This window comes from Desulfovibrio fairfieldensis, from assembly GCF_001553605.1.
Classification (GTDB): domain Bacteria; phylum Desulfobacterota; class Desulfovibrionia; order Desulfovibrionales; family Desulfovibrionaceae; genus Desulfovibrio; species Desulfovibrio fairfieldensis.
In genome coordinates, this window is record NZ_CP014229.1 from 3321462 (window position 1) to 3344301 (window position 22840).

A 22840-nucleotide genomic window follows, 5' to 3' on the forward strand; every position below is an offset into this window, starting at 1 on the left:
CTCAACGTTCCATATGGAGGGCGGCGCGCACCGGTCCTTCCTGCATGGACAAGGTTATTCCACCGTCGACCAGCAGGTTCTGCCCCGTCACATAGGCAGCGCCGTCGGAGCACAGGAAATCCACTACCGAAGCTATCTCACGTGAAGTGCCCATGCGCCCTAACGGGATAATTTTTTTATACAAATCCATGAGCTTCGTATACCCGAGATAAAAATCCGCAGACTCTTCCTTGAGCACTGCATGCGGCGAAACCATGTTGACGCGGATGCCCAGCGGTCCCAATTGCACTGCCCAGAAACGCGCCATGTGCTCGAGAGCAGCCTTGACCGCATGGTACCCGATAGGCTGATCCGCGATGACAGCCTTGCCCGCCACAGATCCGATGAGGACAATCGCCCTGGGCCGGGGAGGAAGGGGGCGCACAGCGTCGACGCAGATATCCACAATACGTTTGGTGGCGTCCATGCTTACCTGCCATTCGCCTGTCCAGTTGTCGCCGTCAGCGCGGTATTTTTGAAAAAAGACCAATGAGGACCAGTCGTCACAGAGAGGGGGAATGCGTTCGAGAGTCTGTTTGACGTCCGTGATGTCCAACGGACATACGCGGATGCCGGGATGGCCGAGTTCCGCCCCATTTACGTTGCGCCGCCCGACAACGGAAACCGCTTCTCCTCGTTCCGCAAGCATGCGGGCCAGTTCTTTGCCGGAACCCCGCGTACCGCCGATGATGAGCGTGTGCTTTTTCATAGCCTTTCCCTCTGTCGCGCGGCATGGCGCAGGCCGTTCAGAAAGTTTTTTTGGTGTGTTTTCTGCTTGTCGTCGTTCGTATCCCATAGCGTTTTCGTGTCCTGCGGCAGGAACGGCCCCGATGTAACTTCATGAAAAATGACCATATCCGACTCGAAAGCTTGCGAATGCCATTGCCCCGCCGGGATATGTACGCAGAGGCTCCGCCCCGTGGAAATGTCGCCCATGGGGATAGAGTCCAAATAATTGCCCCCGGAATCCAGCAAAAAAACCGTCACCAGTCCGGACAGCACGGTAAACGTTTCCGACCGTGACATATGTGCATGCGGCGGTACGAAAACATTACGTCCGTGCGCGATGAACATTTCATGGATGGGAGCATCCGGGCTTTCATGTATGCAGATGCGGCAACGCTGTCGCGGATTGCTTTCGGCCTGTCGTTGTAAAAATCGCACCATGCCGCCTTTCAGCAGACGCATGTCTCCACGTAGGTAAAAAATTTCATCGGAAATTTTTTCCAGCATCATCGAATCCTTACAAAAGACAAATATTGTTGCGAACGCCCGAACAGGGTGGAAAACGCCCCGAAATGCGGCGGAAATTTTCCTTGCGCGCTTTGGCGCAGGGCCTGCGCGGCATCCCGCAGCTTTTGTGCCGTGCTGCGGGCGGGCGCTCCGATACCCGCCACGCTGTCCGCTATGAACATCACAGATTCCGCCATATCTTCCAGCAGCTGAGGGGCTCTGGACTCGTAAAAGGGAAAGCAGCAGGCCACAAAACGTTCGGCGGCGTCATGGAGACATGCATTTTCTTCTTCGGGGCGTTCCTCTAAAATCACGCTGAAGTCTATGAAATTATGCAAATTTTTCATCCATGCCCGCCGGGCGAGCGCGTTGATGCCCGACTGGCTGCCGGTCATGTCCTTGTACCAGCGCCAATCTGTTATAAAATGCGGCGAAGCTCCTAACACATCAAAGCTGTCGTCCAACGCTGTGATGGCGTCATGCATGGACATGAGTTTGCCCACAAATGGGTGCAGCACATTATCCAGAATCCAGTCATTGAGGGGCCGGCTCATATTGGGCAGGGTTTCAAAATGCGACCTGAACACGGGGGCGATCTGCGCCGCCTGTTCCTGCAGCGGCAAAGCGGGGTCGACCAGAGCCTGCCCACAAGCCCTCCGCACGAGATCGGGCAGATAGGAAACCGCGTCGATGCAGGTACACACCACAATGCCGCCTGGTTTCGTAAAAGAAGCCAGACGGCGCAACATGGCGCAGGGATCAAGCTGCAACGGTAAAAATCCTTCGCAGAGCACTACGTCAAAACGTTCAGAGGTGGCAAACTCCATAAAGTCGGCCAGAATATAGTCCAGATTCACAGAGAATCGAGGCATATCATGCAATGTATTCGTCAACAGCTCGCGGCAATTGTCAAGACCAAAGGGATTGCCGTCCACCAGCAAAAGACGGGCGGGTTCGAGCTGCAGAGTGTGTACGGCATTGAAGCCGCTGCCGGGGCCGAATTCCACGATGCTTTTACCCCGCAGAAGGGCCGGAGCCATACCCAATAGGCGATATAACGCCCCCCGCCTGTTCAGATGAACTTTCAGATTTGAAATATTTTGTGAAACCGGGGAAATGGCGTTACTGGTATAATAGTCAAGAAATGGTCTTTCCATTGTATACTACTCTCAATACATACAGACGGTGTGAAGCTCAGCATTTCTCGACGCACATGGCGAAGAGAAAGTGGGCCATAGGTGCGAAGCCTGTATGCACCACTTCGTCATTCATGGAAAATAAAAAAATATGCCTGAAATACGGCGCTAGGCTGTCTTTAAGAGTGTTCTGGCTTTTGAGATTGACATGGCCTTGTCTACTCAGCGCGGAAGCATATTTGTCCGCAGCAATATTGGGAGTTCCTATAATGCATACGCAATGCTGCGTGAGGCAGTCCACTAGATTCGTCAGGAATTTTTTTTCCATGTCCGGAGGGATATGCTCCAGCACATCCAGACTGATGGCGGCATCGAACTCTCCTTGGGGACGCTGCCGCGTTATATCTGCAACAGCGAAAGAGAGTCGGTCGGGAAATTCATTAGCGGCTATGCTTTGTTCGATCATGCGCGGCTCTATGTCCACGCAGTGCAAATGTCCCACTGTTTGTAGCATAATGGGCGCGGCAAAGGCGTCGCCGCAGCCTACTTCCAGAACGCGTTCTTTGCCTTCCAGCATTTTTGCGCAGAATTTGTATCGGGAGAGTGAAAAGAGCAGGTGCCGCGGGTCGGCGCGCAGGGCGTGGCTGGTACGCGGTCCGAGCATATAGGGTTTAAAGGCTGCGTAGTCGTCAAACATCACCTGATCATAGGGCAATATGGCTTGTGTGGTCATGGTCGGCCTCTTTGGGCGTTTATGGTGCATGGACTCTGGTGGAGATTGCGAGCGCGACACAACGTGAAATATACCTTCTGCTCCGTGACAGCCGCCATTGTTCGTTTTTCTACTGAAGCACGATGCAGCAGCACTGCATCAGAGTTGATCGGGGGCGCGCAGGGGCACGTTACGGAGCCAAGCTCTGCCGTATCGTGCCAAAGGATGCCTGTAGGAGCGCACTGCATTGGCCGGTGTGAACCATGCGAATCTCTGGTTCTCCCTGTCCTCCTCGGTGGAGGTATCTCGGCCTTCCATCATTTCAAGGCATTCCTTCACGGCGTCAAGAATTTCTTCAGGCGAATTGTCGATGATCTGGATCCCCTCTTTTTCAAGGGGGGGACGGCATTTGGGGAAATGAGGATACGAGCTTTCTCCGCCAGTGCATACTTATCTGAAACATATTCTTCAAAAGAAAGCTCTCTCCCTCTCAAAATAAAATGTTTGCTGATGAGCACAGACGGGCCATATGCAGGATTGCAATGCTGTGCATAAAAATAATTTACAAAAACAGTGGGGATGTGGCGTAGTTGGGGAATAATATCCAGGCCTGTTCCTGTAGTTATGCATAAATTACAATGATAAAAAATATATACATCCAAAAACGGGTCTCTGTATCGATTTGCATAGTCTATGATTCTTTCATTTTCCCATTCTATTGCTTTGCCGGTAACGAAACCCATCCGAAGGACATACCACCCTTGCGATACCAGATATTCAGCGGCATTTTTATATGTATTTATGTCTGAGTTTCGATATTGCATAATGTAAGTTGCAGGGGCATTGAACGATTTCATGTATGCCTCATCGCGACCCAAAAGACAGGCTATTTTAGCGCCTGCGGGAATTCCCATGTCTATAAGTTTCTTTTTGGCGAGGATACGCTCTTCAGCAATAAACTTCCAAGGTAGAGAAAAAATATCGGGATGTGAGATCTCAAAGCCATGATATTGGACATAATTGGGAGATGAATACGGTAATCTCCGTGTATAATCGACAACACGTGGAGAGAGAACAACGCGCATATCTTCGTCGAAATTTGTATGCAAAAATACTCTATCCCATAAATAGGTGATATATCTATTGGTATATGCCCCATGATCATATGTGTAAAAATCTAAAGACGGCTCATACAGCCTATGTTTTTTTCCGTTATAGAGCCTGGCCACATCCATAACAAGATGGCCTGCATTGGGATAACATGAGCCGAATCGAATTTTTGCCAAGGGCAATAAGCTTTGCGCCAGCATCAAAGTGTGCTGAACTCGTGAAGGCTCTCTCTGAGTGTCTTGCGATAAGTGCGGGCTCTGCGACAAGTGCGGGAATTTTACTTTTTCAAAAATATCCCATAATCTTGAGCGTACCTCCTTACTTCTCCAGATGAGAGCGGCAGCGCAACACGGACATGCGAAGCTTGCAATATCTTCCATATACGGGACAAAATCGCTTAATTCGGCGAAGGAGAAAATATTTCCGCAGTGCGAACAGCGACACCTCACAACAAAGAGAGGTTTTTTGAAAAAACATTTATAATCGCAATCTATTATGGAAAATCCGCTGGAGCAGTCCTTGCCTGGAGGCGTTTTTGTGTCCATAACGCTACGTATATGTGTATATAACTGCTTGGAGTTAGCCGTGTTATACCGGCGTAGCCGCAAGTAGCGCTCGAGATATTTTTTTTTGCCGACCCCAAAAACAGCAATAAATGCTTCACCTGAGAAATTGAACCAAACAAAGAAAAGTGATCGTGCCATAATAGAAAACATCTGAATATAGTATGCTAATTTCCCCAGATAGCACATAATATTCATCATAATGTACCTTAGTTGCCGGAAAACAGCATAATATCTGTCGTATATATTCACGCGCCTTCCGTAACAGAAAAAATTACAGTCTCTTGTTCCGTAATCGAGTCACCATGTCGGCGATGCCCGAGGCCGTCAGGCCGTGCGAGGCCAGATGTTCGTTCTGGCTGCCGTAGTGCCCCACAAATGCGTCGGGGAAGCCTATGCGGCGGAAACGCGGCATGCGCGGCAGGTCGGCTTCGACCAATACTTCGGCTACGGCCGTGCCGAGACCCCCAAGGATGCCGTGTTCCTCAACCGTGACCACGACAGGGCAACGCGTCGCCTGTTGCCGCAGGCATTGCGCATCCAGCGGCTTTACTGTGGGCATGTGCACTACGGTTGTCTGCACATCCTGTGTTTTCAGCAGGTTTGATGCTTCCAAGCAGATCTGCAGGCCGATGCCCGTGGTTACCAGCAGGGCGTCGTCGCCGTCGCCAAAAAGAAGACCCTTTCCAATGGCCACCGGCTCCTCCCGGCTCACAATAGCATCGCCGCCCTTGGCCAGACGAATGTAGACAGGGCCGTCGTGCTCCAGGGTAAGCGGCATGAACCGCCGCATTTCCTGGGCGTCGCACGGCGCGAGCACAGTCATGTGGGGAATGCAGCGCATGAGCGCCATGTCGTCGGTGGTCACATGCGTGGGCCCAAGAGGCGCATAAACAAGGCCGCCTCCGCTGCCGATGAAGCGTACTTTGGCCTTGTACAAGGCCAGATCGAGCATGATCTGTTCAAGGCAACGCCGAGTGATGAAGGTCGCCAACGTATTTATATAGACAATTTTACCTTCAAGGGCCAAACCGCCCGCCATGCCCATGACATGCTGCTCGCTCACGCCTTCGCGAAAGAGACGTTGCGGCATTTCACACCCGAATGCATCCATGACGCCAGCGCCCAAGTCGGAGCCGATGAAACAGACGCGGTCGTCGGCCCGCGCCATCTCCAATACGCATTGTAATGCCGTGCGCCTCATGACTGCTGCTCCAGCGCTTGCAGAAGATCCTGATATTCGGCATCAGAAACCCTGGTTTTGTGATGCCAGCCCGGATTGTTCTCTATGGTGCTTATGCCGCGTCCCTTGACGGTATGGGCGATAATGACAGAAGGCCTGTCCTTGTCCAGAGGCAAAGCCGCGAACACGCGTTGCAACTCCGAAACGTTATGTCCATCCACCTCGGCCACGCTGGCCCCGAACGCACGCCATTTGTCGGCGTAAGGGGCAAGAGGGAGGATTTCATCCACAGTGCCCCAAGACTGAAGCTTGTTGTGGTCAATGATCACGGTCAGGCGATCCAATTTGTGCTTAGCTGCTGAAAGCATGGCTTCCCAGACGGATCCCTCGTTGGTTTCTCCATCGCCGCAAATGGCGAATACGCGCGCGTCCTTGTTATCCATACGCAATGCAAGAGCCATCCCCACGGCCAGCGAAGGACCGTGGCCAAGGCTTCCGGTGCTGGCTTCCACGCCCGGCGTATGGCCGCGTTCAGGGTGGCCGCCAAGGTGTGCGTCAAACCGACAAAAGGTCTGCATGTCTTCCTGAGGGAAAAAACCTTTGTCCGCCAGAATAGCATACAAGGCAAGACAGCCATGTCCCTTGGAGAGGATGCAGCGATCCCGTTGCGACCACCAAGGTTCCTGCGGGCGCACATGCAGCACATTGTCATAGAGCACACGCAAGATTTCGGTGAGAGAAAAGGCGGAAGGCAAATGCCCGCGTCCCGCCTGCCACAGCGTATGCAGCATTTGTCTGCGCAGTGCAATGCCGCGCTCGTCGAGGGGAGCACGAGAAGGCAATGGTGTCGTCATGGAGTCGTTTCCATATGTTGGTTAAAGAAATCCCGCGCCCGTGCCAGTTGCAGAGAGCAGAGCCGTGCACGTTCTTTCTGAGGCAGGATGAAGTTACGGGTGCCGTCCTTTAAAAATTCATTGAGTAATATGCAACACCATGCCGTGGCAAAAAGCGGCCGCATGGCCTGCAGGCGTTCCTCCAGATCCGGCATGGCAAAGCGCTCCAGCAGCGTATCAATAAAGAAATGCTGCTGGTTTTCCGTCAGGTGCATGCCGGGATGCAACACAAAGTCCGACAGAAGTTTAGTCGGGTCATCCCAGCCGAAATACTCAAAATCCACAAACGCCAACGAACCGTCGGGTTTACGCAGAGCATTATGAAAGCCCATGTCGGAAGGACTGAGCGTACGTTCGTGCTCGGCCAGCACAGCGACCGGATCGCGCTGCAGACGGGCGTATACGTCGCGCGCCTTGTCCCGATGCCTCCGCCAGGCAGGAGAGACGACCTTTGTGACGAAATCCGCCATTTCTTCATCGCGTTCGTTTTGCCGTGGCCGGGTGAGCAGGCGTTCCAGGCGATCTTCTACGCATTGTTCCCAGATTGTCAGACTTTTGCATGCATCGGTGGCCCAAGGAATGCTCGCCGCCCGTTCTGTGGGCAATGCCCGCGCCAGCATATGCAGTCGGGCCGTCAGCGCCACAAAGGGCTGCACGACCTTCTCTCCGGCGGTATTGGGAGCGTATGGCTGGCCTTGTATATGGCTGTATACGGCCACGCCAAGATCAGTGTCCACATGCAGCGTGCGCGGCGTGTCGTGAATATGGTATTCATGCAGCAAATCAAAAGCGCCGTGTTCGTGTTCCAGCCTGTGCCGCTGGTCGGAAAGAGAACGGTGATAGGCCTTGAGCACCACAGTGCCCTGGGGCAGCTCCACTGCCCAGACCCTGCTGTTCCTGCCGCCGCCGAGACGGTGCAGCCGTTGCGGAAACGCGCCTGCCCCCTGAAACAGTGAGTTTTCAAAAGCTGGATCGAAGCCCTGTATGTCCTCCCAGGCGCTGAACGTCAGGGCCTGGGGCACAGATTCCTTATCACGCGGCGCAAAAAACCATTGGCGCGTATCCCTCGGAAACGCGGGATGTAAAAAAATTTCCGGCAGATCATCCACAAAGACGTGGCAGCGCAAGTTCGCGATGCGGTCGATTTTTTCGTCGCGCGTCCGGCAAAAATATATGTCACGCTCGTGCAGCAAGCCCTGGCGCAACAGGGCTGATGCACGCAGAAAGTCGAGGGCCGCTGAATGCAAATCAAATTTTTCCACACTGGAAAAGCGGGTTTTGTGGCTCACGATGCACAGCTCATGGCCCGCAGTACGCCACAGGCGTAAAGCTTCCGGCACGCCGCTGAAAAAAACAGCGTCGCACATGCGCGGACCATAGACGTCGCCCTGCAATGCCTGCCACGCCGCATCACCCGCCTCCCGGCGCACGGCATCACGGATGTCCCGCTTGCGCGGAGGACAGGTGGCGTCGATGAGCCCTCGTTCAAGCGCCAGCCGGTAAAAAAGCGTATCGTAGCATACGAGCGTGTTATCCAGGTCAAGTCCGATGCGCATGATGCCCCTGAAACAGGTTAACTTTGAGATGGCGGGCCAGGCTGATCATATCTTGCACGATTCCGCGTTCCCCAGACGCCGCACCCTAAATGAAATTCACATGCGTTGCGGGCTGTTTCAGTTCCCATAAATAGTCGTTGACGGTCTCCATGCGACACGCCACATGGCATTCCTCAATGTCCAGATGTTCCTCGCACCAAGCCATATTTTCCTGTCGCCGTCTGCCGTGCAGTACCTCGGCCGCGTCAGTTTCACACAGATTGCCGTAGGCGAATTTCTCTTCACCGATATGGCGGAGACAGCCCCAGAGCATGCCGGAGGCGTCTACATAACCCCAGAATGGGAGCGCCAGACAGCGATGATGGGCGTGGATAGGGTGCTCGCGACGGCGCAAGGTCTCATGTCGAAAGATGACCTTGAATCGCGGCGTATTCAGGGCCGAAAGTTCCTGGGCCAAAGCTGAACAATCCCCATAGGTTAGCTCGCGGTATTCGGTGCGCAGGCTCAGGCGGTGCACGGCGTAGGGCTTGATGACAAGATAGTCGGCTCCAAGATCGCGCACCCGTTGCGCGAGGGGCACGGCATCTTGCCGGTTTTCCGGCAAAAGCAGCATCTGGAAGCCCAGCGTGCATGTGCTGCGCAGGTCTTCCCGCAAGCGCAACGCCACGGCGATGTTGGCCATGACCCGTTCAAAATCTTCGTGTTTTGTACCGTGCACATGAGCGTAAGTATGCGGCGTGCCCGCATTGCAGCTTACCTTGATCCATGTCGTTACAGGCAGCACCTCGCGAGCCACTTCGGGACGCAGCAGCACACCATTGGTGGTAAAGGCCACGTCTATGCCAGCGGCCTTGGTATTCTTTGCCAGCTGAGACATTTCTCTGTGTAGGAAGGGTTCGCCCTCCCCGGCATACATGATGGCCCTGACACCCAGCTGTCCCAGTTCGGCAAGGCGCTGCGAAAAAATATCCGTGGGCAGAAAACGTGTCTTATAGCCCATGAAATCCATGCCGCAGAAGCGGCAGCGGTGGTTGCAGGAGCCAGAGGGACTCACTTCCAGGTAAATAGGAGCAACGGTCTCACCTTCAAGCCATCGGCTCACCCTTTGGGGATGCAGATGCAGTTTATGGCTGTCAATGCGGTATTGCTGCATGTCACTCATGGTCAGCCTCACAGATGTTCAGGGCGCTCCATAGTGCTGGCACGGTTTCGTGATGCCGTCCGCGCACATAAAAACTTTGCCCGCTGCCAGCCACGGTTCGGGTCAGCAGGGTTTTCCATGGACGGAAATAATAGCGCGGATCGTCCTTTGCCGCTTCCTTTGCCGTATCCTCCGGCAGTGTGAGAATATCGCATACCAGCGATGTAAAGGGCTCCGGTTCGCGCCCTTCACCGCGGGCAACATTACGCACCATGGACAGCGCCTTGAGGAATACTTCCGGCGCCATCACCGCCGATCCGAAGCTGCACACGCAGCCAAGCTTCTGCAACAACGCGGCAAAAATCAGAAAATCCCTGTAGCTGGCCGCGCCCACAGCCGCGCCGTCGCAGTTGGGATGGGCGTGAATGATATCATAGCCTATGCCCACATGCACTGTTACAGGCACCCCCAGGCGCCATGCCGCGGCAAACAGGCTGTGCTTCTTGAAGGGATAGTCTCCCTCGGCGATTTCTTTGCCCATGGCTTCGCCGAAGCCCAGCCCATGCTCATTGCCTTTAGCGACAATGTCGTTGATACGCCCTGTTTCCGTCCATAATCCGAACTGGCCTTCCCGGATGTACCGGGCTACCGACTCTGTGGTGGCATTTTGCAGGGCCAGCTCGTAATCGTGGATGGCCACGGCCCCGTTGACGGCAAGGCCGTGGACAAGACCGCGCTCCATCATGTCCAGGATGTACCGTTGTACGCCGCTACGCACCACATGCCCGCCGCAGAGAAAAAGCGTATGCCTGTCTTCGTTTCTGGCCTTGAGCATGGCGCGGGCGGCCATGAGCAGGCCAGACGCGGGTGCGGCCACAGGAGTCCGCAAAGGCAGCAGGATATTACCTGAAAGGTCATTGATCCTTTCCCCAAGGGGACGCAGGCGGAGGCGGGACACGTCAAAAATCGTATAACGACTCATAATTACTTCATCAATGCTGTAAGATAGCGCTGCATGGCAGTGTTGCTTACTGCTCGCGCGTTACCCACGATTTCTACCGCCAGCGAACCGGCGATATTGCCCAAAAAGGGTATCAATTCCAGCGGCAGGTTCCTGTATGCGGCTAGAGCGGCCACAGAAAAAAGAGCGTCCCCCGCGCCCACGCGATCCACGACCGAGGAGGTGAAAGAGGGCGCACGGATGAACCCTTTTTCACTCAACGCTGCGCAGCCATTGCGTCCTTCGGTAACCACAAGTTGACGTACATGGAGGCGGGCGGCCAAATCTTCCATCATCTCACGCAAATGCATGTTGCTGTTGCGGTATTGCAGCGTGATTTCATGCGAAGCCAGGGATACGAAATCCGCCCGGCCATAGCGTCCGATAGTATGGTATCCCCTGTTTCCCGCATTGGCTTGCGTGTTGACGGCTAAAAAAAGCGGTCCGGCGCACAGCGTGCTCACCAGCGATTCTGTGATGCAGCCATGGCCGAAGTCAGCGGCAATTACCATTTCTGCGCGGGACATAGCCGTTTTTACACGCTCTGCGAGCTCCTTTTCTTGAGCTTCCGACAAAGGGGTACGGTCCATGTGATAGAGTTCCAGCAACTTTTGCAAGCTATATCCCTCAACCATCCGCTCTTTGCGTAGGGTGGGTGTTGTGGGACGGACCACGGCATGCATTTCCACATTGGGGGCAAGGTGGCTGCGGATAAAGTCTTCCTTGCCGTCATCGCCCACCACCGTGCAAAAAATAACTCTCTCTACGTGCTGGGCCACATGATTGGCCACTGCCGCCGCGCCTCCGGCATACAGTTCACGTGATTTGCACAATAGCGCAAGCACGGGATCCTTGGAGGATGCGCCCAGGCCGGAGCAGTAGACGTATTCATCCAGAATGGTGTCCCCTACAACCAGCGCCGTTATACCGCCGAAGGAACTCAGGCTGTCTTGGATGTCTGCGATGGAAAAACGCTTGCGCAGAAGCTCCAGGTAGTCGCGGCAGTCAGTGGAGAATGTCGAAAAATAGCGGTTTATCAGAGTTGACGAGGAAAAAACGATATCTTCCACAAACACGATTTCCACGCCCGCCGCTTCCGCTACTGCCGCTTCGCGTTGGATTTTGCCCGTCGTATCCTCAAGGTTTTTGAACTCCGCGCCCTTGGCATAAATGTTTGGGCGTAGCAGACGCAATGTTTCTTCTGCTGTGGACCACATGTTAACGGCCACAAAATCAACACAGTCCAGAGAAGCTAGGGCTTCCGCACGCAATGTTTCGCTGAAGGCCGGCCTGTGAGGCCCTTTGTCCACAAAGCGATCCGGAGTGAGCGTGACCACAAGCACGTCGCCCAAGTCTTTTGCCTGCCGCAGATAGCGTATGTGTCCGATGTGCAGAAGATCAAAGACACCGTGGCAAAGTATGATACGTTTGCCCAGCTCCCGGAGTTCTGCAAGGCGTGTAGCCAGTAATTCCAGAGAAGATATTTTTGCGTTGGGAGACATACCAGGCCATCCTATGCTTGCGACGCGAGGGCGACCAGCAAATCCGTCCAGTAGTGCAAAATAGCGGTGTGTGCGCTTTCTGCCATGCCATATGTCATAGCGGGGACATAGACGTTGAGATGTCCCCGTTGGCGGCATGCGTTTTCGCCGTCCATGGCCGAAAGCGTAACTACATACAAGTTCAGCTCACGCGCGGCGTCAATCACCTTGAGGATATTGGGGGAATTACCCGAACTTGAAATGGTAACAAGCATATCGCCTGCGATGGCGCGACGGCGCAGGGGATATGCGTATACTTCGCTGTAGCCGATATCGTTGCCTATGGCGGTGACCAAGGCCAAATCTGTAAATACTTGGGTGTGAATATCGGCGTTTTTGTTGATATCAGCGGCAAAATGGCTGCTCATAGAAGCGCTGGCCCCGTTGCCCGCAAAATAGAGACAGGCCCCATTTTTTTTGAGGGCATAACCGTTTGTTGTCCACACGGCAAAACCTTCCTCCTGATCCAGCTCCGCTCCGGACGCATCGCGAAAAGATACATCGGCCAAGGTTCGGTTGAGGAGGTACATAAAGTCCTGCCACCGTTGCTCGTATTTGACTACACCATTACAATATGCGCTCATGCTGTGTTCCCTGGTAATCGCGTTACATTCGATTTTTTGGATGCGTTTCCCGTATGTGTGCTAAAGAAACATCGCACATCATGGCCGGGATTCCTCGTATTCCCTCAAGAATGCCGTGACACCTTTCAGAAACAGTTCCACAGGAGGCAAGGGCATTGCCTGCTCCCCTGCCCGCAGGAGCTTGTCTATCGTAAGGCGGCTTGCGGTCGTTACTTTGTTCCATTGTTCGTTTTCGTAGCACCCTGTGGCGCTGAACTTACAAGGGAGGGTTAAAAACAATCTGTTCCACAACCGCGTGTAACGGAAGGCCTTGGCCAATTCGGCAAAACCATAGGGAGGCCAGCGCAACGCACTGTCTTGTCCGTCTAACGGTTCGATGCCCGCTATGCACACGAGCGCGTTGCCCTGCAGCACGGCCACTTCGTCATGGAGCATCAAAGGCGATATGGGGCAATCATAATCCACAGTTTCACGTACTACGGTATCCATGGTTGGCTTCAACATGAGGGGCAAGTGGCATGTGCTGTAAGCTACAACACCCTCATCGCCAACGCTGAATAAATGTAATAATGGGCTAAATAAATGACGAATAGGAAAATTTTCGTGAAATATTGTGGATATTGGGTGTCTATATTTGTGCATCAATGAACGCATAAGTTTTTCATCTAGCTCTAAAATGCCATTCTTCATACACTTATTGATGATATCATCAATATATTGTCGGCATATAAATGGCCCAGTGTATAGAAAAATATTATTTTTACCCTGCTTTTGTAATTGAAGAAGATTTACAAACGTGTCTTTTTGCCAGATAGAGTCGGGCGGGTTTATAATCACATAGCGACCATTCCGAGCTGCCGACCGCAAGCTATGATTATGCGCAGCCGTCATAGCTGCATATTTACTGGTAAAATTAAACCCCGGAATGTCCGCCTTGACAGCATGTAATACCGTATCAATGAAAATAAAGCGAACATCTGCATGGCGACGCAGTTCTTCATAATGGGGCAACGCCTGTATGCGCGCCATATCTTTATGCGTTGTGTAAAAAACAAGACGCAGCGTTTCTGTTGAGGCCAGCGCTGGCAGATTACCTGATGCGAGCAGACTAGGCATGCAAAACTTGGCGAAATCATCCACATAGCGCTCGCCCCATAATACCGTAACAACATCAAAGCCCGGGCCATCTGTAAGCTGTGCTGCGGTACGTTTATGGTCCCTGACAGGCAGATTCCACCATTCGCGGCGAAATCCCTCCCCGGAGGCCGCCGTTACTCTGTGTGTCAGCAAGCGCATAACAGCCCAACGCGCCAGCTGCATTCCTATACCGTGGTGTTTCCTAGGAACCGCAGCTCGCAGATAGAAAGCCAGCCAATCCTCTGGAAGTTGCCCATTCTTTTGTAGGACGAAGAAGGCTACACGGAATATATGCTGTACGACAGTGTCCCAATGCGCCCGCCATGGAAGGCGGGCCATCATATCCCAAGCACGGCGTTTCCTTATGTAGCGAGCCATTGAAGGGTAGTATTTTTGCAGATACGCCTCCAGGGAGGGTAAAAAAAGGCCCCGTTTTCCCGCCTGTCGTAATATCGTTGTCAGTGCCTGCACGGGTGACATACGCCACACCAGAAAGGTGTCGATTTCCTCCAGCACATCCGCCCGCGCATAAAATGTACTGTGTATCGCGCGCAGCCAGGTGATGGCCATGGCAGATGGCAGTAGCAGCGATAATTCAAGGGCTAACGGATATGCGTAAGGGTACTTGGATAAAATTTTATGGCAGCGCCGGATTCTTTCTTGTCCGGCACAGGGTGGGAGAGTATAGCCCAGCATTCCCGCCGTCAAATCCGCATAGTTCTGGATTTCTTTCAAATAGCAGGTGTCGTCGATGGCTTGGGCAGACATATTCATGGCTGGGCCTAGGTGCAGAGTGTCAACACGTTATTTACCCAAGAGCACTGTGAGGACGTTGAAAATTGTAATATTCTGCTCAGACAGGTAAATCGGATGCCATTTTCCATTTTGATGCCGTGTGGTGAGGCATATCAGGCGACGGCAAACTATAAAAACTATGTGGTGCTTTTCGTTGTCTAGTCAGCAAGTATCGCCATATGCGTAACTATAAAGGCGTTATCTTCAAAAATTCAGCGCTATTCTCCCTACAGCGGCAAAAAAGAGGCATTCGTATGTGTGCTGCCCCGTGCGAAGCCCCTCCTCATACTCACTGCCCCCATTATCCGTAATCATCAGCTGGACAACGGCCTCATTATTTATGCAGGCCCCATCTGGCCGTTCGTCACAGCCTTAACGGAATCAGCGAACGCTACAGTCTATCGAGAGAGTATCGAGAGCGCAAGCCGTGGATGTAGTGAGCACAACAGCAGTTCAACAATACGGATCAACAACAAAATGGACATTTCCGCCGCCGTGTGGCGAGGGCCCCGGTGCTATGCGGGAATTCCCATCTGTGCTGCCACGGACATCGATTTCATGCTTGACCTAGCATAGTCGAAAAGGGAATGCTGGTGAATGTCTTCTGGCCCGCGCCGTGTGGTACGGAGGAATCCACTCTGGCGGACTTTGAACGGGATTTCGTGGTGCAAAGTTCTTGCTATTTGCTTGAAGTCAAAATCGTCGCAATAGATGGTAAAACATTATGTTCTTCATTTGACAAAACAAAATGTATAGCAGCACTGCATACAACAAGCGCCTGGGCGACGGAAGCTAGAATGGTCTTGGAATAATGTGATGTCAGTAGCAAAAATGAGATTACAGAAATTCCTGAACTTTTGAAGCTAGTTGATGTAAAGTGTGCTATCATTGATGCTATAGGGTGCCCCCCAAAATCTTGCCGATGTCATTAGCAAAGATAAAAAGGCTGACTGGGCGTTTGTTTTGAAGAAAAATCAGCCCGACCCTGGAAGAGTCACGACCAAGCGAGCCCAGCTCTTGTCTATTTTAGACAGCGATGGGCAATATCAGTTTTTCTCGAAAGATTAGATACATCCGCTTTGGGCGCGGCATGTTTGCGGCTTTCAGAGCGTTTTGATCTCGATATTGGAAATATCCAAATGTTCTGCGCTGATTTTTCGTAAAAATCCGCTCCGTGAAGCGTTATGATCGCAAGGCGAATTTGCTTCAGATGTTGCGGTGAAGGAGCTTTAGACGTAGGCGAGTCTACAAGCCGTATGGCTAAAGATCGCAATGCTGGCAACTACTGAAGACATCCTGATACTTCGCCGTTAAGCGATAATTTCAAGCACAAAATACGTTAGGATTTTTGCGGCAGCTCAATGCCGGGAAAGATTTTGATTACCGCCGCATCGTCTTCTTGGCCGAGGCCCTGTGCCCGGGCCGTAACGAACTGTTGCAGCGCGGCCGCGGCTAGGGGGGCGGGCATTTCCTGCTCCCGCGTGGTTTCGCTGACGATGCCCAGGTCCTTGACGAAGATGTTCACCGCGCTCAGAGGCGTGTAATCACCTGCAAGCACATGGGCCATGCGGTTTTCAAACATCCAGGAATTGCCTGCCGCGTTGGTGATGACCGTGTAGATGTCCTCGGCCGGCAGCCCCAGGGCCATGGTTTCGGCGGCCACGGCGATATGCACTCCGGCCAGCAGTTGATTGACCACCTTCATGGCTGAACCCATGCCCGCCTTGTCGCCCAGGCGGTATACAGTGCCCACCGCGTCCCGCAACGCGGTTTCGGCCTTGGCGAAGGCCTTGGGCGCGCCTGAGGCCATGACGGTCATCTGACCGGCGGCGGCTTTGACCGGGCCGCCGGAAATGGGCGCGTCCAGATAGAGCTGGCCGAAGTCGGCCAGGCGTTGTTCCATGTTCCGGGCGAAGTCCGGCTTCACCGTGCTGCACCCCACCACGAGAGCGCCCGGCTTCATCGCCTGCGTGGCCTTGCCATGACCGAAAAGCACGTCCTCCATCTGGGCGGCGTTGACCACCACCAGAAAAAGTACGTCCGCCATGGCTGCGGCTGCCGCCGGGTCGGCGGACGTCTGACCGCCCGCTTCGGCAAAAGACGCCAGAGCCGCCGGGTTGACGTCGCAGCCCACGGTTTTCAGGCCCGCGCGCAGCAGCGACTGCGCCAAACCCATGCCCATGGCTCCCAGACCGATGACCGCGTATGTCTGTTGCGACATGTGATCCTCCTTTACATGTGAAAAAACCGCGCCTTCAGCAATGATTCGGAACCACGTCGAAGGCGCGGATCCAACCCAACCCGTCCACGGTCTTGCCTGCCGGATTATACTCGCAGCCCACCACGCCCTGGTAGCCGAGCTCATCCAGCAGGCCCAGGAGATAGGGATAGTTGAGTTCGCCCTGATCCGGTTCGTGCCGGTCCGGCACGCCGGCCAGCTGGCAGTGTCCGATAAGCGGGAAAAAGCGCCGCAGGCGACCGGAGATGTTGCCCTGTTCCATCTGGCAGTGGAAGAAGTCAAATTGCAGGCGCACGTTGGGCAGTCCCAGACTTTCGATATAACCGGCGGCCTGTTCCTGGACGCGCAGGAAATAGCGCGGCATGCTGTATTGGTTGATGGGCTCCAGGCAGAGCTCCAGACCCTCGTCAGCTAGGCGCTGCGCGGCCCTGCGGATATTGCCCAGATACGTTGTCAGCATAATTTCGGCGGACGCGCCCGGCAGGCGGTTGCCGGCCATGGCGTGCAGGCGCGGGCAGTTCAGAGCCTGAGCATACAGCACGGCCTTTTCCACAGCGTCGTCGAATTCCTTTTCCCTGCCCGGCAGACAGGCCAGGCCGCGCTCCCCGGCGGCCCAGTCGCCGGGCGGCAGATTGAACAGAGCTTGTTTGAGCCTGTTGCGTTCCAGGGCACGGGCCAGATCCTCAGGCGCGAACTCATAGGGAAAAAGATACTCCACCCATTGGAAACCCTGATCCGCCGCCGCGCTGAAGCGGTCGAGGAAGGGCAGTTCCGTGAACATCATGGTCAGATTGGCGGCGAAACGGGGCATGGCGGACCTCCTTATGTCCTGGACGGATTGGCGGAATGCGGGTGCAGGGCGGCGCGCTCTTCGGCGTTGAGCGGGCGCGCCGCCTGGCCGTTGAGAATGAAATACAGCCGGGCCGTGGCTTACAGCTCCTCGCTGTTGCCCACGGCCGTTTCCAGGCTCGGGCCGCAAACCACGGAGCCGTGATTGGCCAGCAGCACGGCCGTTCGCCCCGGCAACAGACGGGCAAGGTCTGCGCCGATGTCCGCGCTTCCCGGCATGCGGTACGGGGCCAGGGGCAGCGTGCCGATGCGCAGGACAAAATACGGCGTCAACGGAGGCAGACAATCCGCCGGGTCAAGATTTGCCAGGCAAGCCAGGGCCGTGGCGTAGGGGGAATGCAGATGCACCACGGCCCCGCAGTCCGCGTTGGCCGAGTAACAGGCCAGATGCATGGGCACTTCCTTGGTGGGGGGCGGGCCGTCCAGATGGTTTCCCCGGGCGTCCAGCAGGCTCAGGGCGTCGGTGTGCAGATTGCCGAGACTGCGCCCGGTGGGCGTGGTCAGCAGCCTGCCGTCCGACAGACGCACGCTGAGATTGCCGGAATTGCCGCCGGACAGAGCGCGTTCGAACAGGGAGCGTCCGTGGCGGACCATATCTCGACGCAGGATGTCTTCCGCGGCAATACTGTTCATGGCTTCACTCCCGTGCGGGGCGTCGGCAGCATGGCCAGGGCTCGGCTGAAAAAGTCCCGGCCGCCGAAATTGCCCGATTTCAACACCAAGGGCAAGGGCGGTTCGCCAAGCCCTCCCGCATTGAATATCCAAGGTACGTCAGGCGCGATCTGTGCCCCGATGCGCATGGCCCGCACCTGCAATGCCTGGGCCACGGCTCCGGAGCTTTCACCTCCGGCCACAATAATGTGCCGGGCCCCGGCCCGGCGACAGGCCTGAGCGATGCGCCCCAAGGCGTTTTCCACCAATTGGCCGGAACGTTCTTTGCCCAGCCGGGACTGCACCGCACCGACCACCGCGGATTCCGCACTGGCCCGGACCACCACCGGATCAGTACCCAGATGTGCCGCCGCCCAACCGCAAAGCTCATCCAGATAGGCCGCATCCCCTAGGCGGAAGGCATCCAGTTGTCTGGTGGGGTGGCCGTGTCGGGCCAGTTCGGCCAGTTGGGTCAACGTGGCCTCGGAAGAACTGCCCGAAAGAATCAGAGCCGACCCCCCCGGACTCAGGCCGCAGCGCGGCGGCCTGCTCCCCGTTCAGCAGGCCCTGGCGGCGGAAATTCTCCGCCAGACCCAGTGCCAGACCGCTGCCGCCGGTCAGCAGGGGCAGATCGGCACAGGCCTGGCCCAGCGTCAGCAGGTCCGCATCTTCCAGGGCGTCGGTTACGGCAAGCCGAGCCAGAGGGTGGACAATGGAAAACCTGCCGGAAGAGGAAAAACACCCCACCCGCCAGCAGGGCGTTCAGCGCCAGCCCCTTTGCGTCGGGCCTGCTCTCCGTCAGAAGGGTAAACAGGGCGAAAAGCAGCAGAAAGGTGCTCAGGCTGAAACCCAGCCAAGGCAGGGCCAGAAGATAGACGGGCAGGGCGATGACCACATAGAGCCGCGTGCCTTGGAACAGTTCCCGCATATGCGCGGACAGGCATTTTTTCCAATCCCGTGCCAGAAGCAACAGGTCCACGACAATGATGCCCGTCAGCACGAAGCGGGGCATGCCTTCCGGGCTGCTGGATGCGCCGACCAAGCTCTTTTTGAAGAAAAAAGTGCTGTAAAACAGAGCCGCGGCCGCAGCCACCACAATGCTCAGAAAGATCCTGCTACCCATTACAACCTCCCGAGGATGGGTTTAACCGTCCGTTGCCCGCCGCCGCTGGCGCACGGTCCTGAACAGCCAGAGAATGAAGGGCCGCAGAGCCGGCAGCAAGAGGCAGGTGCCCACGGGACGTTCCAGCAACAGCATGGGGGAGTCGTAAAAAAGCAGGGTGCGGCGGGTATTTTCCTCCACCATGGGGCCGAGGATGAAGCCCAGCACAAAGGGAGCCAGGGGATAGCCGTTGCGCTCGAAGACGTAGCCCAGAAAGCCGAAGAAGAGCATGGCCCAGGCGTCGAAAAGCCGGTTGTTCACCCCTACCACGCCCACCACGCAGAGCATGATGATCGGCACGAGTCTTGTTTGGGGCACGTCCAGAACTTGGACAAAGCCCCGGATGGCGAGGGTTTCGATAAGCAGCATGAGCACGTTGCAGAGCAGTACGGAAAGCAGAATGGTGGTCACTATGGCCGGACTGTTCTGGAAGAGCAGCGGTCCGGGCCGGATGTCGTGCACGATGAAGCCGCCCATGATGATAGCTGTGGTGGCGTCGCCGGGAATGCCCAGGGTGAGCATGGGGATCAATGCGCCGCCGGTAATCGCGTTATTGGAGGTTTCGGAGGCGATCAGCCCCTCGGGCATGCCGGTGCCGAACTTTTCCGGCGTCTTGGAGGCCCGCTTTTCCTGTGCGTAGGCCAGGAGGCCGCCGGGGCCTCCGCCGATGCCCGGTAACAGACCCATGAAGGTACCGATGGCCGAAGCCCGCAAATAGGAGCGCCAGCCGGACAGGGTTTCGCGCAGAGGCGGGAAGAAACCGGAAAAGCGCACCCTGGTCTCGATCCTGTCGGCTTTTTCGTGCAGATGGGCCGCCGTGTTCAGAAGTTCCGAAACCGCGAATAGGCCGATCAGTACGGAGAGGATTTCAAAACCGGCATCCATTTCAGCGAAGCCGAAGGCGAAACGCCACGAACCGTCAATGGGGCTTTGCCCCACACAGGAGAAAAAAGTCCCAGCAACGCTGACATCAGACCCTTGAGACGGTCTTTTTCCGAAAGGGATGAAACCATGCTCAGGGCGAAACAGGCCAGGGCGGCATACTCATAGGAGCCGAAGGTCACGGCGAAGTTGGCAAGCGGCGGCGCGATGGCCATGAGAGCCACGGCACTGACCACGCCCCCGATGAACGAAGCCTGAATGGCGATGCCCAGTGCTCTGGCCGCCTTGCCCTGGCGAGTCATGGGATAGCCGTCAAAGGTGGTGGCGATGGACGAGGGCGTGCCGGGCATGCGCAGCAGGATGGCGGAAATCAGGCCTCCTGAAATGCCGCCGATATAGACGGCGATGAAGGAAACCATGGCCACGTTTTTAGGCAGGCTGTAGGTTAGCGGGATCATCAGAGCCACGGCCATGGTGGCGGTAAGCCCGGGGATGGCACCCAGCAGAATGCCGTAGGCCATGGCCAGCGTCATGCAGAACAGGGTGAGGGGGTCGCATAAGGTCTGGACCGCCTGTAAAAGAATATCGCTCACGGGTGCACCTCGGCTGTTGGCGTGCGGAGGGTGCGGGCCGGAGAGGAGGACTTTCCCTCGGCCCGCACGGGCCCCCCAGAAGGCTATTCGGTTTGAAGCATCCTGAGCGCGGCGGCCGCGCAACGGCCGGGACTTATTGTATGGAGAAACCCCCCCGCTAGGCGGGGGGTTCTAAAAAGCTTACAGCTTTGCCCATGTCAGTAAAACTCCTTTTGATTTGTTAAAAAGTCTCGCGGTCTGGCAACTGCGAGTCAACAAATCAAAAGGAGGTCACGATGGGTGACGCCAAAAGTTTAGCCCACACAAGGTGGAATTGCAAATATCACATTGTTTTTGCGCCTAAATATCGCCGCCAGGTGTTCTATGGTGAAAAGAAGCGCGCCATTGGCGAAATTCTGCGCAAGTTGTGCGAATGGAAGGATGTAAAAATAGTGGAGGCAGAATGTTGCCCAGACCACATCCACATGCTGCTTGAGATTCCCCCCAAAATGAGTGTGTCGAGTTTTATGGGCTATCTGAAGGGTAAGAGTAGTCTCATGATCTATGAACAATTTGGGGATTTGAAGTTCAAATACCGCAATCGAGAATTTTGGTGCCGTGGGTATTACGTCGATACAGTGGGCAAGAATAAGGCCAAGATTCAGGATTACATCAAGCATCAGCTGGAGTCGGATAAACTTGGCGATCAGTTGAGCCTACCCTACCCAAGGAGCCCGTTTACGGGCCGCAAGTAACAGAAATGCAAATGTCAGATCGCAAGAGCGCCTGCTAGGGCGCAGCTGGTAAGAAAGCCTTACAGGCGCATATGAAGAACCCCCGGCTATGCCGGGGGGTTCCTTTTCTGCAAGCTTTCGGCAATACCTTGGAGGGTGGCGAACTCGCGGGCCAGCAGATCGTGGTAGGCCTGTCCGTCCAGATAGACGACATCCAGATTGTTGTCGGTGAGTTCTTTCTGGAATCCGGGATCGGCGCAGGTCTTTTTCAAGGCCGCGCACAATGTTGCCAGCACGGCTTCAGGCGTGTCCTTGGGCGCGAAAATGCCGTTGTTCTGCATGAGTATGATGTCCAGGCCCTGCTCGCGCAGGGTTTTTACTCCTGGCAGGCGCGGATTGGGTTTTTCGCTGAAAATACCGATGCAGCGGAAGGCCTTGCTTTCCAGATATTGGGTGACAGGCGGCACTGGTTCGAAATAGGTGTCGATATGCCCGCCCAGCAGGGCTGCGGATTTTTTTCGCCGCGGCCCGTGGCCACGATGTTCAATTTGATGCCCGCCTTCTGCTCAAGGGCGATGGCTCCCAGGTGGGCCAGGGTGCCGAAGCCCACGCCGAAACGGATCTTGCCGGGCCGCTTTTTGGCGTCGGCCACCATGTCTTTCACGCTTTGCCAGGACGAGTCGTTTCTGACGAAAACCCCGGTGTCCGAGGTGGAAAAGAGAGCCACGGGCGCAAGATCCGTGTAGTTGAAGTCGATCATGCCCATAATCCGCAGCACGGGCAGAATGGTGTTGAAGGAAAGCAGATTATAGCCGTCGGGTTTGGCGTCATGGACCTTGCGCGCGCCCACCGCGCCTCCTGCTCCGGCAATATTGATGACCACAGCCTCGCGCGGAAAGTTTTTGTTGAATGTTTTCAGCAGCAGGCGGGTTGCCACGTCGGTGCTTCCGCCGGGACCGAAGGGCACAACGAATTGCACGGTTTTGTCGGGATAGCCGGTTGCCGCAACAGGAACGCTCAACGCCAGAATCAGACAGGATACGGCCAGTAGGAACAAACTTTTCATAAAGCCTCCCAATGCTGGTTTGCACGGAACGCCGGGCGCTCCGCTGTCCGTTCACGGTGTTT

The 22840-nt window shown here is 55.3% G+C and carries 21 protein-coding genes and 1 pseudogene; 1 reads left to right on the plus strand and 21 read right to left on the minus strand.

What is annotated here, in order from left to right:
* Position 1 precedes the first annotated feature (1 nt).
* From AXF13_RS13945 to AXF13_RS14030, 19 genes and pseudogenes are all read right to left on the minus strand, one after another.
* Complete coding sequence (locus AXF13_RS13945) at positions 2 to 748, minus strand: SDR family NAD(P)-dependent oxidoreductase (RefSeq protein ID WP_062254152.1); 747 nt, start codon at positions 746 to 748, stop codon at positions 2 to 4.
* Positions 745 to 1272, minus strand: a complete 528-nt coding sequence (locus AXF13_RS13950; protein WP_062254154.1) for a WbuC family cupin fold metalloprotein — start codon at positions 1270 to 1272, stop codon at positions 745 to 747. Before AXF13_RS13950 ends, AXF13_RS13945 begins: the two co-directional genes overlap by 4 nt.
* On the minus strand, positions 1272 to 2279 hold the full coding sequence (locus AXF13_RS13955) for a class I SAM-dependent methyltransferase (RefSeq protein ID WP_190276356.1): 1008 nt from the start codon (positions 2277 to 2279) through the stop codon (positions 1272 to 1274). The genes AXF13_RS13950 and AXF13_RS13955 overlap by 1 nt, the downstream gene beginning before the upstream one ends.
* Before the next feature lie 187 nt (positions 2280 to 2466).
* The gene (locus AXF13_RS13960; protein WP_062254158.1) at positions 2467 to 3141 is read right to left on the minus strand and encodes a class I SAM-dependent methyltransferase; all 675 of its coding nucleotides are present in this window, start codon (positions 3139 to 3141) and stop codon (positions 2467 to 2469) included.
* Positions 3142 to 3455: 314 nt separating this feature from the next.
* The gene (locus AXF13_RS16240) at positions 3456 to 5045 is read right to left on the minus strand and encodes a TIGR04372 family glycosyltransferase (RefSeq protein WP_083522115.1); all 1590 of its coding nucleotides are present in this window, start codon (positions 5043 to 5045) and stop codon (positions 3456 to 3458) included.
* A 22-nt stretch (positions 5046 to 5067) separates the two neighbouring features.
* On the minus strand, positions 5068 to 5997 hold the full coding sequence (locus AXF13_RS13965) for a transketolase family protein (RefSeq protein ID WP_062254159.1): 930 nt from the start codon (positions 5995 to 5997) through the stop codon (positions 5068 to 5070).
* On the minus strand, positions 5994 to 6830 hold the full coding sequence (locus tag AXF13_RS13970; RefSeq protein ID WP_062254161.1) for a transketolase: 837 nt from the start codon (positions 6828 to 6830) through the stop codon (positions 5994 to 5996). Before AXF13_RS13970 ends, AXF13_RS13965 begins: the two co-directional genes overlap by 4 nt.
* A complete protein-coding gene (locus AXF13_RS13975; RefSeq protein ID WP_062254162.1) occupies positions 6827 to 8425 on the minus strand; it encodes an aminoglycoside phosphotransferase family protein in 1599 nt (532 codons plus the stop codon). The genes AXF13_RS13970 and AXF13_RS13975 overlap by 4 nt, the downstream gene beginning before the upstream one ends.
* 85 nt (positions 8426 to 8510) lie before the next feature.
* Positions 8511 to 9587, minus strand: coding sequence for a radical SAM protein (locus tag AXF13_RS13980; RefSeq protein WP_062254165.1), 1077 nt, complete (start codon positions 9585 to 9587; stop codon positions 8511 to 8513).
* The gene (locus AXF13_RS13985; protein WP_062254167.1) at positions 9580 to 10548 is read right to left on the minus strand and encodes a GSU2086 family protein; all 969 of its coding nucleotides are present in this window, start codon (positions 10546 to 10548) and stop codon (positions 9580 to 9582) included. The genes AXF13_RS13980 and AXF13_RS13985 overlap by 8 nt, the downstream gene beginning before the upstream one ends.
* Positions 10549 to 10550: 2 nt before the next feature.
* Complete coding sequence (locus AXF13_RS13990; RefSeq protein ID WP_062254169.1) at positions 10551 to 12068, minus strand: PfkB family carbohydrate kinase; 1518 nt, start codon at positions 12066 to 12068, stop codon at positions 10551 to 10553.
* Positions 12069 to 12079: 11 nt separating this feature from the next.
* Entirely contained in the window at positions 12080 to 12691 is a 612-nt protein-coding gene (locus tag AXF13_RS13995) for an SIS domain-containing protein (protein WP_062254171.1), read from the minus strand.
* 78 nt (positions 12692 to 12769) lie between these two features.
* Entirely contained in the window at positions 12770 to 14602 is a 1833-nt protein-coding gene (locus AXF13_RS14000) for a hypothetical protein (RefSeq protein ID WP_150116189.1), read from the minus strand.
* A 1360-nt stretch (positions 14603 to 15962) separates the two neighbouring features.
* On the minus strand, positions 15963 to 16844 hold the full coding sequence (ltnD, locus tag AXF13_RS14005; protein ID WP_062254174.1) for an L-threonate dehydrogenase: 882 nt from the start codon (positions 16842 to 16844) through the stop codon (positions 15963 to 15965).
* 34 nt (positions 16845 to 16878) lie between these two features.
* On the minus strand, positions 16879 to 17673 hold the full coding sequence (gene otnI / locus AXF13_RS14010; RefSeq protein ID WP_062254176.1) for a 2-oxo-tetronate isomerase: 795 nt from the start codon (positions 17671 to 17673) through the stop codon (positions 16879 to 16881).
* A 119-nt stretch (positions 17674 to 17792) separates the two neighbouring features.
* Positions 17793 to 18344 carry a class II aldolase/adducin family protein gene (locus AXF13_RS14015; protein ID WP_062254178.1) on the minus strand — a complete coding sequence of 184 codons (552 nt, stop codon included), beginning with the start codon at positions 18342 to 18344 and terminating at the stop codon, positions 17793 to 17795.
* Entirely contained in the window at positions 18341 to 18838 is a 498-nt protein-coding gene (locus AXF13_RS14020) for a nucleotide-binding domain containing protein (RefSeq protein ID WP_062254179.1), read from the minus strand. The genes AXF13_RS14015 and AXF13_RS14020 overlap by 4 nt, the downstream gene beginning before the upstream one ends.
* A 50-nt stretch (positions 18839 to 18888) precedes the next feature.
* The gene (locus AXF13_RS14025) at positions 18889 to 19485 is read right to left on the minus strand and encodes a tripartite tricarboxylate transporter TctB family protein (RefSeq protein ID WP_062254181.1); all 597 of its coding nucleotides are present in this window, start codon (positions 19483 to 19485) and stop codon (positions 18889 to 18891) included.
* A gap of 21 nt (positions 19486 to 19506) precedes the next feature.
* Positions 19507 to 20939, minus strand: a pseudogene (locus AXF13_RS14030) (tripartite tricarboxylate transporter permease).
* A gap of 335 nt (positions 20940 to 21274) precedes the next feature.
* On the opposite strand from AXF13_RS14030, the gene tnpA reads away from it, so the two are divergent.
* On the plus strand, positions 21275 to 21733 hold the full coding sequence (gene tnpA / locus AXF13_RS14040; protein WP_062251401.1) for an IS200/IS605 family transposase: 459 nt from the start codon (positions 21275 to 21277) through the stop codon (positions 21731 to 21733).
* A gap of 86 nt (positions 21734 to 21819) precedes the next feature.
* Here the strand turns inward: tnpA and AXF13_RS17355 are convergent, their stop codons facing one another.
* Together AXF13_RS17355 and AXF13_RS14050 are read right to left on the minus strand one after the other, a co-directional pair.
* Positions 21820 to 22179 (minus strand): tripartite tricarboxylate transporter substrate-binding protein, encoded by a 360-nt coding sequence (locus AXF13_RS17355; RefSeq protein WP_190276412.1) that lies wholly within the window; start codon positions 22177 to 22179, stop codon positions 21820 to 21822.
* A complete protein-coding gene (locus AXF13_RS14050) occupies positions 22089 to 22778 on the minus strand; it encodes a Bug family tripartite tricarboxylate transporter substrate binding protein (RefSeq protein ID WP_062254189.1) in 690 nt (229 codons plus the stop codon). Before AXF13_RS14050 ends, AXF13_RS17355 begins: the two co-directional genes overlap by 91 nt.
* Between the last annotated feature and the right edge of the window lie 62 nt (positions 22779 to 22840).

Excerpts from the sequence above, each read along its gene's own strand:
- tnpA (WP_062251401.1), top strand. The coding sequence starts at position 21,275 with ATGGGTGACGCCAAAAGTTTAGCCCACACAAGGTGGAATTGCAAATAT.
- AXF13_RS13970 (WP_062254161.1), bottom strand. The coding sequence starts at position 6,830 with ATGACGACACCATTGCCTTCTCGTGCTCCCCTCGACGAGCGCGGCATT.
- AXF13_RS14025 (WP_062254181.1), bottom strand. The coding sequence starts at position 19,485 with ATGGGTAGCAGGATCTTTCTGAGCATTGTGGTGGCTGCGGCCGCGGCT.
- AXF13_RS13950 (WP_062254154.1), bottom strand. The coding sequence starts at position 1,272 with ATGCTGGAAAAAATTTCCGATGAAATTTTTTACCTACGTGGAGACATG.
- AXF13_RS14015 (WP_062254178.1), bottom strand. The coding sequence starts at position 18,344 with ATGAACAGTATTGCCGCGGAAGACATCCTGCGTCGAGATATGGTCCGC.
- AXF13_RS13965 (WP_062254159.1), bottom strand. The coding sequence starts at position 5,997 with ATGAGGCGCACGGCATTACAATGCGTATTGGAGATGGCGCGGGCCGAC.
- ltnD (WP_062254174.1), bottom strand. The coding sequence starts at position 16,844 with ATGTCGCAACAGACATACGCGGTCATCGGTCTGGGAGCCATGGGCATG.
- AXF13_RS13980 (WP_062254165.1), bottom strand. The coding sequence starts at position 9,587 with ATGAGTGACATGCAGCAATACCGCATTGACAGCCATAAACTGCATCTG.
- AXF13_RS14000 (WP_150116189.1), bottom strand. The coding sequence starts at position 14,602 with ATGAATATGTCTGCCCAAGCCATCGACGACACCTGCTATTTGAAAGAA.
- AXF13_RS13945 (WP_062254152.1), bottom strand. The coding sequence starts at position 748 with ATGAAAAAGCACACGCTCATCATCGGCGGTACGCGGGGTTCCGGCAAA.
- AXF13_RS14050 (WP_062254189.1), bottom strand. The coding sequence starts at position 22,778 with ATGAAAAGTTTGTTCCTACTGGCCGTATCCTGTCTGATTCTGGCGTTG.
- AXF13_RS13995 (WP_062254171.1), bottom strand. The coding sequence starts at position 12,691 with ATGAGCGCATATTGTAATGGTGTAGTCAAATACGAGCAACGGTGGCAG.
- AXF13_RS13960 (WP_062254158.1), bottom strand. The coding sequence starts at position 3,141 with ATGACCACACAAGCCATATTGCCCTATGATCAGGTGATGTTTGACGAC.
- otnI (WP_062254176.1), bottom strand. The coding sequence starts at position 17,673 with ATGCCCCGTTTCGCCGCCAATCTGACCATGATGTTCACGGAACTGCCC.
- AXF13_RS13990 (WP_062254169.1), bottom strand. The coding sequence starts at position 12,068 with ATGTCTCCCAACGCAAAAATATCTTCTCTGGAATTACTGGCTACACGC.
- AXF13_RS13975 (WP_062254162.1), bottom strand. The coding sequence starts at position 8,425 with ATGCGCATCGGACTTGACCTGGATAACACGCTCGTATGCTACGATACG.
- AXF13_RS13985 (WP_062254167.1), bottom strand. The coding sequence starts at position 10,548 with ATGAGTCGTTATACGATTTTTGACGTGTCCCGCCTCCGCCTGCGTCCC.